The following is a 13,546-nucleotide window of genomic DNA, read 5'->3' on the forward strand; positions in this document are numbered from 1 at the left end:
TGGCAATGTGACGTTCATACAGAAGTATGATCCGACATTCATCAGGCTGTTTAGCTTCCATATACATGTTTGCACAGACCACTAACATAAGAACGCTCGCCCTACAGTCTCAAACCTCAATAATAATAGGCAAGATCATTGGTCTTCTCTTTGTTTGAGCGTAAATATAGTGACCGATCTCGTCTTTCAGCTTTCTTTTGATCACATTCCACTGATTCACCCCAGCCCCGGTCAACTCACCCATCCGGTATAGAACAAGCTCATGGATCTCATGCATGAATTCTTCCGAATCCTTAACAAATACAAACCCTCTAGAGATAATTTCGGGTGACGTGACCATCTGTTTTTCCGTTTTGCTCAGTGTAGTCACGATCACCAGCATGCCATCGGAGGACAGTTGCCTGCGGTCGCGAAGTACAATATTGCCGACATCACCCATGATCAGACCATCTACGAGACTATTTCCTGATGCAACTTTGGGACCTAACGAAGCAATGCCGTTTTTGTACTGGACCATATCCCCATTATTCACGATAAACACATGATCACGCTCTATACCTACGGATTCAGCAAGCAGTCTGTGTTGATACAACATGCGAAACTCACCGTGGATCGGAATCAGATAATTCGGTTTCATCAGAGTAAGCATCAATTTGAGTTCTTCCTGACTGCCGTGTCCGGAGACATGCATTCCTGCTGCACCACTTGAACCATATATCACACGTGCTCCGAGAACATACAGGTTATCAATTACATGTGCAAGATTTCGTTCATTGCCCGGAATGGCTCCGGCAGCAATAATGACCGTGTCCCCGGCGTTAATTCTTACGTGAGGATGTTTACCGGATGCCAAACGTGACAATGCTGCCATCGCTTCTCCCTGGCTACCGGTGCATAATACAACAACTTGTTCTGGTGGAAACTGATCCGAATCGATAGCTTCAATCAACAATCCGTCAGGAACTTTCAAATACCCCAATTCACTGGCCACCGATACCACATTCACCATACTTCTGCCCAACAGTGCCAGTTTGCGGCCCGTCTCGAATGCTGCATTCACAATCTGCTGTACCCTGCTGACATTCGACGCAAAGGTCGAGATGAATACTTTTTGTTTTGCACGGATAAAGGCATCCAGAATGTGGTCTCCCACAACACGCTCGGAAGGTGTAAATCCGGGTCTTTCTGCATTGGTACTCTCGGAGAGCAAAATATGGACACCCTGTTTGCCAATCTCGGCCATACGGTGCAGATCAGGGAAAGGTCCATGTACAGGCGACATATCAAACTTGAAATCTCCGGTATGCACAACATTGCCTGCTGGGGTCTGAAAAAAGATACCAAGACAATCCGGTATACTATGGCTGGTTGCAAAAAAAGAAACCTCGATCCCTCCCAGCGTAATGCTGGAATGAGCATCGATCGTATGCAAGTCGGCTTTGCGCAGCAACCCATGTTCTTTCAGTTTAAGTTCGATCAGCCCACGAGTGAGCCTGGATGCATACACCGGGATGTTCATTTGTTTTAACAAATAGGGAATGCCACCAATGTGATCTTCATGTCCGTGAGTAACCACAAGACCCCTCACTTTATCCAGGTTCTCCAGCAGATACGTTACATCCGGAATGATCAGATCAATACCAGGCAATGTCTCATCAGGAAACTTCGAACCACAGTCAATCACGATGATGTCCTGATGGTACTGGATAAAATACATATTCTTTCCTATTTCATTCACGCCGCCAAGTGCAGCGATATACAGTTTGTTGTGGGCTAGATTCAACTCTATTATTCCTCCTCTGCGTGGCAATCGTATACGATACGGATCTATATTCCTAGTATGGAAGCAATCGCCTCAGTTATGCATTTCAGCGGGATTATGCCAAAAAAACCACCACGGAATTTTCATTCCATAGTGGCTTATACGAAAAATAAATACGGTTACACCAATGATTTATCACGCTGTAGTAATACGTCTTGTTCATAGGTTTTGATATCGGTGATCCACTTTTCACGAACTGGAACGCCTTGTTGAGCACAATAGTAGTCCCAGATCGCGCCAAACGGATAGGATTTGAACTCTTCCGTTAAGGCAAGACGCAACGTGTAATCCCCTTCCAATTCGGCTTGTTTCAAGGCATCCACTGGTTCGAGCATCGCTCGGAGAAGGGCTTTGATCGTGTTGCGAGTCCCCACAACCCATGCAGCTACACGGTTAATGCTTGCATCAAAGAAATCCAATCCAATATGTGTGGTCGCAAGCAGATCATGTCGAACCAGTTCACGGGCAATTTCCAGCAACTCATCGTCCATAATTACCACATGGTCACTATCCCAACGCATCGGGCGGCTTACGTGAAGCAGAATGCCACTTGTAAACAAAGACAAGGACGACAGTTTATTGGAAATAACCTCTGTTGGATGGAAATGACCCGCATCCAGGCAGATTAACGTATCATTTTGCAAACCGTAACCCATATAGAATTCATGAGAACCCACCACATATGCTTCCGAACCCAGCCCAAACAGCTTACTCTCTACCGCGTCCAGGTTGTGCTCCGGGTTAAGTGGTTCGCCGAATACTTCATCCAGCGATTCTTTGAGACGTTTGCGTGGTGTCAACCGGTCAACCGGATTATCTTTGAATCCGTCCGGTACCCATACATTGGTTACACAAGTCTGACCAAGCTGTTCCCCGAAATAAGCACCAATCCGGCGGGATGCCTTGCAGTGATCAATCCAGAACTTGCGAATTTCAGGATCTGGATGACTGAGCGTAAACCCATCACTTGATTTTTCATGGGAAAAACATGTTGGGTTGAAGTCCAGACCGAGTCCTTGTTCTTTCGCCCATTTTACCCAGTTCTCATAATGCTTTGGCTCAATCTGATCCAGTTCAACCTGCTCGTCTGTATCCGTGTAAATCGCGTGCAGATTGACCTTATGTTTGCCAGGAATCAGAGCAAAAGCTTGCTCCAGATCGTTACGAAGTTCTGCTGGTGTGGTCGCAGCCCCCGGATATTGACCGGTAACGGAAATCCCCCCTGTTAACTCCCCATCTTTATTCAGAAAACCTTTGACATCGTCGCCTTGCCAGCAGTGTACGGATACTTTGATCTCCGCGAGTTTGTTCAGTACCTCGTCCGTATCAATTCCGTGCTGGGCATACAATGCCTTGGCTGCTTCATACGCTTGCTTGACTTGGTTATCCATCCGCAAGAACCCTCCTATTTTAACGTGTAAATGCTGCCGGTACACCGCCATCAATGGTCATCATACAACCGGTTGTTTTTTCGGATTTCGAAGAAGCAAAGAATGCAATTCCTTCCGCAATATCTCTTGGATAGATATTCACGAGTAATGTCGTCCGCTTGCGATAATACTCTTCCAATTGATCCGGTTCAATTCCATATGCCGCTGCACGCTCGTTTCTCCAGGAACCGTTCCAGATCGCTGAACCCTGTAGAATGGCATCTGGAAGAATCGTGTTGACACGAATGCCATACTCTCCACCTTCTGCTGCAATACAACGTGCCAGATGTGCTTCCAGCGCTTTCGCTGAGCTGTAAGCCGAAGCACTTTTACCTGCATACACCGAGTTCTTGGACCCGATAAATACCATGCTTCCACCAATACCCTGCTGTTTCATCAGCTTGAACGCTTCACGAGCCACGAGGAAATACCCTGTACCCAGAACATTCATATTCAGGTTCCATTCTTTCAGGGATGTTTCGTCAAATGGGCTGGATGTCGCCAATCCGGCATTGTTCACGATGATATCCACTCCGCCATACTGCACCGCAACATCAGCATACGCAGATTGAACGGCTTCCTCATCGGTGACGTCCATTTTCAACGCATAAGCACGGTTCGTACCGTACTGATCATTGATTTCCTGTGCTACTTTCTGTGCGCCCTCCAGGTTGAGATCAGCAAGCACCACATGTGCGCCTTCAGATACCAATCTGCGTGCCGTTTCACTTCCGATCCCGCCTGCGCCGCCTGTAATAAACGCCACTTTACGGGAGAACTCGGTTTCTGCCGGTGCCAAAGACAATTTGTACAATTCCAGCGGCCAGTACTCCACATTGTAAGATTCATTTGCACTGAGTGATACGAATTGGCCCAAGCTAGTAGCTCCACGCATAACGGCAATGGCTCTGTGATACAACGCTCCGCTTACTTGGGAAAGCGCCCAGCTCTTACCTGTGTTGATCATGCCCACACCTGGAATGAGGATAACGCGTGGTGCCGCTTCGAACATGACGTCACCTTCGTTTTTGTTGCTCTCAAAATACTGCTGATATTGCTCTTTGTAGGCTGCCACGCCTTCCACCAGTTTCGCTTTTAAGCCTTCGATATCATTCGCATCCGGCGCCCAATCAATGAACAGAGGTACCACTTTGGTATGTACCAGATGATCCGGGCAAGCCGCACCCACCTGTGACAATTGCGGAGAATCCGCCCCGCCAACAAAAGCAAGTACGTCCTCTTGATCGTCAAAGGACAAAATCATTTTTTTGCTATCCGATACCGCTCCACGAATCGTTGGCATTACACGTGATACGATCTGACGACGAACATCAGCGGCAAGTGCCTGGTGTTTCACACCACCAAACAAACTTTCTTCGTTCACTCGTGCTTCGATGAAAGCTTCTGCTTCATTGATAATCTTGATAGTCTGAGCGTAACATTCCTCGGATGTTTCTCCCCAAGTGACAAGTCCGTGTTTTTCCATCAGTACGAGTTCCGCATTGGGATTCGAGAATACGCTTTCAGCAATCATTTTAGATAAGGTAAACCCTGGACGAACGTACGGTACCCATACAAAACGATCACCGTAGATCTCTCTCGCCAATTCCTTGCCGTTATGCGCACAGCACAAGCTGATAATGGCATCCGGGTGCGTATGATCCACATGTTTATATGGAAGGAATGCATGCAGCAGAGTCTCGATAGAGGCGCGCGGGTGCTTTGCATCAATCATGCAATGTCCCAGATATTCAACCATCTCTTCATCCGACATGGATTCACGTTCAATTAATGGTCGAATGTCTTCGAGCCCAAGTCCGGTAAAATGTTTCGCTTCCATGGAACCCAGATCAGAGCCGCTTCCCTTCACATACATTACTTCTACATCACGACCACGAAAATCCTTCACTGTCGTTTTGGTAGACGTATTGCCACCGTAGATGTTACATACACTGCGATCAGTTCCAATCAGATTGGATCGGTAAACCAACTGCTCAAGTCCTGTTGTTTTCTCAGATGCCTGCGATGCATTCCATAAACTCTGTACCATTTGTTTCCCTCCGATAATGTTTGTTTTATTCCTAATCCGAGTTTAACATCTTTGTTTTATTTTGAAAACAAAATATTTTAAAACCAAACGGAAATATTCAAAAGTCATTATAGATTGAACTATTTTATTAAAAAAACACCCTGACGTAACCGTCAGAGTGTTCCTGTTTCAACGGCGGATTAGAAAATCCCCGCTTTTTGAGAAGTGTTTTTAATACCATAGGTATCATTAACTACGGTGTTGCCAAAGCTCGTTAAGCTTCCGTTCGGACCTGTGGCCATGTCCAGATAGTTTAGACCGGAGCTGTTTCCGTACCAAGACCAGGCAAGCCAACCTACCCCTTTTTCCTGACCATATCTCATGATGGCATACTCGTCCACATCACCGTTTGTGTGATATCCCCCGAATTCACCAATGATCAGAGCCAATCCTTTGTTCAGCACATTCTCCATATTGGCTTTGACCGTTGCAGCATCTTTGCCAGCATACTCATACATATGAATGGAGAAGACGGTATTTTTTTGAGAATCGGCTGCAAATACACTTTGTCCATAATCCACGATGGATTGAGGGAACTGTCCCCATCCGGCTGCATCCACAATTAGCGTATTTTTAATTCCCGCATTTCTAAGTTTCGGAATGGCTTTTTTGTAACCATCAGCCCACGCACTTCCATTCCACGTTCCATACCATTCATTGGCGATGTTGACGATGACCCGATCTTCTTTGCCAATCAAAGCTTCCTTAATGCTAATCCAGTAGTTTACTGCCGCATCCAACGAATTATAGTCATCTTTCCCTGTGGCGTCATGTACTTCAAGTACAGCTATCATTTTATTTTGGTTAACCACATTAATAATATTTTTAACAGCGTTCAGATCATCTTTGGTGTACAGGCTACCATTCGAAAGAACAATACGTACCGTATTGGCACCTGTTTTGGCGATTGCAGGGATAGCGGTATTCAAATCATTTTTGAACCAGGAATGTCCGTGATTAACACCTCTCATGACAAAAGCCTTGCCTGTGGAATCGTATAGCTTGTTACCGCTTACATAAAATCCTGTAGCAGCAGATGCTTTGGGGGCTGCACTCCCTAATACCATGAACATGAGAGCAGCAATAACCGTGAAGATTGTACACTTTTTCAGATTAACCATTCGTTTGGAACCTCCTGTATTTGTTTTTTTTATTTCAATTAACCCTGCTCTAGGCAAGAAGTTAACTAAAATCGTTGGTAATAGAAGTTTTTTGGTTATAAAATAAACAACTAATAACTTTATTATAGTTACTTTTTTTAGTTTAAATAAACTTTATCGTTAAGGTTATGAGGTTATAATAAATTGAAAACGCTTACCAGTCAAGATATTTTTACCATGATTAGGAATCATTTGTTTTTACATAACACAGCAAAAAAGGCTCTCTCCCCTCACAATCGTTCGGAGAAAGAACCCTCTGTATTATAAACGTCAGTTAACTCTTGTTTCAGTCTTGTTTATCTGTTGTTTAATCCCTGATTTAGACTAAGTGTCTTCCCTAACTCCCGCCAATACCAACCCAACCCGGTACTGTGGTCTCACCCGAATCTCATTAAACTTTCCGATCTCCACGCCCTCAAACCGCTCCACATAAGCCTGATTCACATAACTCTCAGTCGTCCCTTTTCGAATTGGGGTTATAGACAGACGAAGCGCGTGATCAGCCAGCAAATGACGGGATTGCTTCAAACCAAGCATCCAGCTGTGTCCATAGTGAATATGATCCGTTAACATCTGATGATGAATATGTGCTGCAGCAACGTCTCCTTCATAATCAATCTCAATCCACACGTCATCTACTTGTTCCGGCCACGCTGTGTCCAATCTCAATGTTGCTGCATATTCTTTCGGATAATCAACCTCTACAGCAGGCTCGTAAGGCGAAACTTGGAATGTATACGTGCCGAATATTCCCTGCTTCGACTGGGATGACGCAGCATATTTAGAAGCTGAAACATGCTCTGGAGCCGGATAGAAGGATACCTCCATCTCTGGTTGCTCCATGGATGTACATATGAGCATCTCATTCTGTACATACAGATGACTGCTGCTAATTACAAGCCTTTCTTCTCCGCCCACACGGAAACGGTAGGCATGTAATGCCTCTTCACGGGTCAATGTAATGATTCGTATGATTATACCGTCCGATGTTGTGATTCGCAGATGATGGTCCTTGCCGGCAATCGGATGTATCACAACTTCATTCCCCTGCTCCGATACTGTACCTTCAGGCATATCCACATTTGTAACAGATGATGTATCAATAACATACTCAGGCGCCATGCCATCATGGACATAAAAGACAGCCGTAAGCTCCTGATTTACCATAAATCGGGTCAGTGGCTGAACGGTAGCACTAATGATCTTCATTCCACTCAGATTCATATGGAAAGGCAGAATGGCTGCCATGCCGGATTTCAGCTGCATCGTTCCTTCTCTTGGATATAAAACAGTCCCTTTGCTGGTATGCAGCTCCAATTGTATAACATGATCAGGCATCGCCACATGATCCTGATAATTATTCATGAACAGGAATCCCGTGCCATCTTGTTGGCGAACAGACCAACGCATATCCATCGTGTTCTCCGGTGTTATCGCATGTTGACCATCCGGTACAACACAGCCCATTGGTGCAAGTAACTCACCGTATCCTTCCAGGAACATGGACAAGGTACGAATGCGGTCATACGATTCACCAACACGCCCAAATTCCCCGAGTGGCGATTGGTAATCATACGTCATTTTCGGCAATGCCTGCTCGTTCATATATGAATTTTTGCCTATCGGATTGGTCCCCCCGTGATACATATAATACCCAACCAGATTGCTGCCGTTCGCAAGTTTCACAATGGTCATCGCCTCGACACTGTCCGCATCAACAACCGGACGAGCGTGATAACTGACCTGCATGCCTCCAGCAAGCTCGCAATACGCAACAGGGTACTCCAGACTGTCATAATCCACTTCTTCCACAGGATTCATATGCAGATCCCGGAACAAATACTCCCGGCTTGGAGGCTGATTGGGAATCCATGGTGTGTACGCATACCCCGCTAGCATCGGTAATGTTCCTTCTTCAGGCACCGCAGCATTACCCCAGGCCGTGGCAGTATAGAACATCGGCTTCATACCGACTTCTTCGGCAATATGGCGAAGCATCTTCAGATGTTCTCGCCCGTCCCGGCCGGAGGTAATGTATTTTTCGCGGGTATATCCCCAGGCATCCATGGGTGCGCCAGCGTGCATATACTCATTTTCTAACTGTACCCCGATAACAGGGCCACCCTCCTGATAAAAGCAGCCGTTGAGCTGACGGGCAATCTCCCGATATAATCGCTTAGCGTAATACAGATATCCTTCATCGTTCGACCTGACTTCGAATGGATAACTGAATAACCAATCCGGCATTCCACCATTACGCACTTCCCCATGACAGAATGGACCAATTCGTACGATCAGAGGCAGCTCATGTTTGCCACACAGATCCACAAAGTGCCGCAAATTCAGATTTCCTGACCAATTAAATTCGCCTTCCTGCTCCTCGTGAAAATTCCAGAAAACATAGGAAGCGACAATGCTCACCCCGCCTGCCTTCATCTTCAGTAATTCTTCTTCCCACTGCAAGTAAGCTAATCTGGAGAAATGAAACTCACCTACCACGGGAATATGGGGTTTAGCATTACGAGTCATATAATAGTTGGTAAAATCATACGATTCCCCTCGTGGGCTTTTGCCGCCACTGCCAGTCATGCGACCCGCACGAATCTCTTTATCTTCCGCATCCAATAGGAAACGAATCTGGCTACCTGCTATAGTATCATTCATGGATTATATAACTCCTTCGATATAAATGGGATGTGTTGAAACGATTATCAATTATCGATGGATGATTGCCCCTTGATGATTCGGGTCTTTCTCCAATACCCGCTCCAACTCAAGTTTGGCTTCACTTGTCCGCCCCAGCCCCAGAAGACCCAATGCCCGCATATACCGGCAATGTTCTTCATTTCGCTGATCTAGATCGTCGTCGAATACTAGAAAATCGGGCAGAGATACCGCAAAATAATCCATTCGGATATGATCATGCATATGTCTTTCCGCATAGTCAATGAGTTTGTTAAAGCGTCGGTTTGCTTCCTTCACATTGCCAAGTTTCTGCCAGGCCAGACCCTGATAATAGATGGATTCCGGCGGTTGATCATTATAAAACATCGCGCTTGCCGGTTCATTCAAACCGATGGATGCTTTGTGGAAACTTTCCTCTGCCGCCTGATTACTCTTCAGTTGCTGGTAGGCACAGCCAAGATAAAAGTAAACTGGGTTGTCTCCGGCTCCCTCCAATTTACCTTCACCTAAGTTCTCCGGGTAAACCAAAGCCTTCTTCAACAATTCCATTGCTAGTTCAGGTTGTTGTTTCTCCAGATTTCGCTTTGCCAGTTCCGTCAGTGCCGTAACATATTGTCCTGTTACCTTGCCTTCTCCACCCTCCCATGGATGAAACCGCCGGGTCTGAAGGGCATTCCATGCTTCTTGATGACTACCTTGCATATTCAATAAAGTCACCCACTCGATATACAGATCATCACGGTGGTGAACCAACTCCATATGTTGTTCCAGCAATTTGATTCGATGCTCGCAGGAATACCCTATCTTCTTGTGCAATTGATCCAACTCGTAGAAAATTCGGGCATCCTGTGAATCCAACCGGAAAGCTTCCTCTAATGATTCCAGTGCAAGATCGGGGCGATTCAGCTTGTTATAATAAGCCAGTCCCAGATTCCGATGTACAGTCGAATATTCAGCATCCACCTCGCGTGAAGTTTCCCAATGGGTGATTGCTTCCTCGTAGCGTTTATGATCATATAACCAATTTCCCAGGTAATAGTGAGCACGCGCATCATTCGAATCCACTGCCAATGAATCCTGGAGCACCATGAATTCAAATAACGTATTAGGAAAACAATAATCCGTTGGAGCAGCTTTTCCCTGCTTTTTACATTCTCGGGCCTGCTCCACATCCCCCAGCTGACGATACAAGTAAGCCTGAACATAACCAACCATAGGATACGGCTGTGCAATTTCGGATTCAACATAAGAGAGTACCGTCAGTGCTTCTTCCCACAATCCACAATCCGCGTAGTCTGCGGCTAGATTCAGATAATTATAAACGTCTCCTCGCATCAGACGATGGAAATGCTCACGTGTTTGCCCCGCTTGTTCTCTCTCTGAAGGTGCAGTTGCTCCACTGTAGATCAGGACTAATTCATGTGCAGCTCCAAATTCAACCGGGTCCAGTTCCAATGTCTCACGCGCATATTGAATGGCCTGTTTATTTTGACCCAATCTACGTAACAGAGCCACCTTCAGATGGCGAGCCTTATAATTTCTGGTATTACGAATCAGCGAACGTTCGATATGATCCAACGCTTCGATGTCTCGATGTAACGCCGTATCGATCTGAGCAAGCATGTAATAACCCGTATCCTGATACTGTGCAGACCATACGGCTTTATACAGTGCTGCGTAGGCTTCTTCCTGTTTCCCCTGTAATTTCAAACTCAGACCGAGTTGGTAAAAAGCTTCACTATCATATGGATTCGTATTTTTCCACGTCAGCGATTGTACAGCCTGTCTGAAATGCTTCTCTGCATCTTGAAACAACCCTCTACGCAGCAGCAATGTGCCATACGCAATGTTTAGACGAATATCCGTTGCATCACGCTTTAACCCTTCCAGATAATAAGGTTCTGGTTCATACGTGGCATGCCGATATTGCTCCAAATGAAGACCCGCCAGATATAGTTGTTCATTCGTACGAATCTCGGATGGTAGCGGGAGTGGTGTGGCCGGGTCTGGGACTTCCTGAATCTCAGAACGTTCAGGCTGATAGGCTACAAGTACTTTTCCTTCCGCAGTTCGAACACTTAACTTCAACTTATGCCATTCATCTTGTCCGCTCCACGGGAATGAAGATTTATATAGTTCCGTAGGTGAGATATTACATCTCTCGTGGAGATATACCATGGTTGGTCCTATCACTTCAACGGTCACTTGTTCAAAAACCGACGTCGCATATACCATCACGGTTACCATTCCGGTCGTTTCGTCCATTTCCAGATTAACCGCTGCATCAATCGTTGCATTTTTGACCATACCAATTCCTTTATACGGCATAAAATACTGCGAGAATGATTTCGCTTCATAGGGCTGTAACCACGTAAAATCAGGTTGATTATCGGTATAGATCCCGGTCATTAATTCAATATAAGGTCCATCCTTGTCCGTTAACTGACGATCCCAGGCTTGCCCGAATTCCCCGTTCCCCCAGGTCCATTGCTTCTTGCCCGGAGAAATATGATGATTGGCTACATGCAACAAACCTGCCTGAATCCCATGGTCATAACCCCCTACAAAATTATAATCCGACTTATACGCCATATAGGATGTTGGAACCGGTATGTTTTTGTATCGCGAGATATCCACACCTTCGGAATAGTCCATCTTGTAATAGGTGCCGGTTGCGATGGGAAAGCGGGATACGTCCCGTTTTCCGTGGTCCAGCACAGCCGTTACATCAGGTGGAAACACAGATTGCGTATGATCGTTGACAGCTACAGCCGGATTGGCCCACCATAGAAAAGTTTGAGGTGCGCTGGTGCGATTGTATACCTCGGCATGGATTTCAAGATAGGCTTTGCCGGGATGCAATGTGAAGCCAGCGGTCATTTTGGTACCATACATGCGGTCAATCTCACCCACCCACACGGTAGCGCTTCCATCTTGATTACTGCCAAATGTATAATCGACTGGACCAAACGTGTTGGGCCGATGATGCTGTGGCCAGTTGAATTCAATTCCTCCGGAAATCCATGGCCCTGCCAGACCCACGAGCGCAGGTTTAATCACTCGGTTATAATATACAAAATCGTAGTTGTTGGTCCGATCCAGCGCACGATAGATCCGTCCACCCAGTTCGGGCATCATCTCGATACGTACATATTCATTTTCGAGAATAACTAATCGATACGACTTCATTTTGGCCTCATCTTCAATGCTGTCGATCACGGGATGCGGGTACACCTTACCCGAACTCCCCTGGTAGATTCTCTTTTCAAGAAACATCGGATTTTTGTCCGGTTTACCTGTACCATAGGTTGGAATATCTCTGGTTTCTTCCCATATGCGAACATTTGATTTCGCTGTCACGTGATTCAATTCCCTCACTCCTCGGCCTCGTATATATTGTGATCATACGCTCCGACATGCAGGAAGAACATTGACATTAAGCGGTTCTTGATGGACGATCTTCGGATTCCCCCATAACCAAAGAGAGCACCTATCCACTGAATAATGCAGTGAAAGGTACTCTCTGATCGATCTTGATTAACTTATCTGCGACGTGCAAAATCCACAAATCTGAACTTGTCCGGTCTGTGCCTCGACTCCGTATACTGAAATTGACTGGCATCCTCCAGGTACACCTGGCTCCTCACCACAACTACATTGTGGAAACCTTCAAGGTCAAGTAATTTCCTGTCCTCTGCTGTGGGTTCTTCCACCAAAATCTCTTTTTTGGCAAACGAAATGGAAAGTCCCAGCTCTTGCTCAATGTACTGATAGATAGAATCATTACAGATCTCTTTGCTGAGCCCAGGAACAAGCCGCTGGCTAATGTAATCTTTGTCCAGTATGACATGCTCTCCATCCACTTTGCGCACACGTCTGATCTCCCAGACCTGTTCATTCAGACCAAAGTTAATCTTCTTGTGCAACGCCTGATCCACCTGTTGCTCCTCGAAAACCTTCACATACGTTTGAGCACGATGTCCCATTTTTTTGGCCAATTCCTTGAAGCTAACCAGACCTGAGATGGGAAAATCGATCTTGCGTATATCCAGTACAATCGAGCCCTTGCCTTGAATCTTCTGAATATAACCTTCTTCATACAACATTTTCAATGCTTTGCGAATAGTCTCTCGAGACGTTTGATAACTTTCCGATAGATCCAGTTCCGATTGAAGTAACGTCCCTGCCTCAATCTCTCCGGTCCGAATACGATCTGCAATATCTTCATATATCCGGATAAATTTATTATTCATTATTCATCACCATTGTTCATTACCCTTTTTTTATCATATTGGCAACCATTATAGCATTAAAAACCAATCAAGCGGTAATGTCGTTACTGCCGATGATTGCAGTATCA

The 13,546-nt window shown here is 45.7% G+C and carries 7 protein-coding genes; all 7 read right to left on the reverse strand.

Features of this window, described 5'->3' with window-relative positions; genetic code table 11:
* Nucleotides 1-109: 109 nt before the first annotated feature.
* Nucleotides 110-1,783: a ribonuclease J gene (locus tag MHB71_RS11480; protein WP_340029636.1), complete on the reverse strand. Its 1,674-nt coding sequence runs from the start codon at nucleotides 1,781-1,783 to the stop codon at nucleotides 110-112.
* 158 nt (nucleotides 1,784-1,941) lie between these two features.
* Entirely contained in the window at nucleotides 1,942-3,213 is a 1,272-nt protein-coding gene (rhaA, locus tag MHB71_RS11485) for an L-rhamnose isomerase (RefSeq protein ID WP_101313986.1), read from the reverse strand.
* Between the two features lie 19 nt (nucleotides 3,214-3,232).
* Nucleotides 3,233-5,302, reverse strand: a complete 2,070-nt coding sequence (locus MHB71_RS11490; protein ID WP_340029637.1) for a bifunctional aldolase/short-chain dehydrogenase — start codon at nucleotides 5,300-5,302, stop codon at nucleotides 3,233-3,235.
* A gap of 179 nt (nucleotides 5,303-5,481) precedes the next feature.
* Nucleotides 5,482-6,462, reverse strand: a complete 981-nt coding sequence (locus MHB71_RS11495) for a glycoside hydrolase family 5 protein (RefSeq protein WP_036670707.1) — start codon at nucleotides 6,460-6,462, stop codon at nucleotides 5,482-5,484.
* A 363-nt stretch (nucleotides 6,463-6,825) separates the two neighbouring features.
* Entirely contained in the window at nucleotides 6,826-9,165 is a 2,340-nt protein-coding gene (locus MHB71_RS11500) for a beta-galactosidase (RefSeq protein WP_340029638.1), read from the reverse strand.
* Between the two features lie 51 nt (nucleotides 9,166-9,216).
* A complete protein-coding gene (locus MHB71_RS11505) occupies nucleotides 9,217-12,555 on the reverse strand; it encodes a DUF5107 domain-containing protein (RefSeq protein ID WP_340029639.1) in 3,339 nt (1,112 codons plus the stop codon).
* A gap of 173 nt (nucleotides 12,556-12,728) precedes the next feature.
* A complete protein-coding gene (treR, locus tag MHB71_RS11510; RefSeq protein WP_036670703.1) occupies nucleotides 12,729-13,439 on the reverse strand; it encodes a trehalose operon repressor in 711 nt (236 codons plus the stop codon).
* Nucleotides 13,440-13,546 lie beyond the last annotated feature (107 nt).

It is taken from the genome of Paenibacillus sp. FSL H7-0940 (assembly GCF_037979415.1).
Classification (GTDB): Bacteria; Bacillota; Bacilli; order Paenibacillales; family Paenibacillaceae; genus Paenibacillus; species Paenibacillus amylolyticus.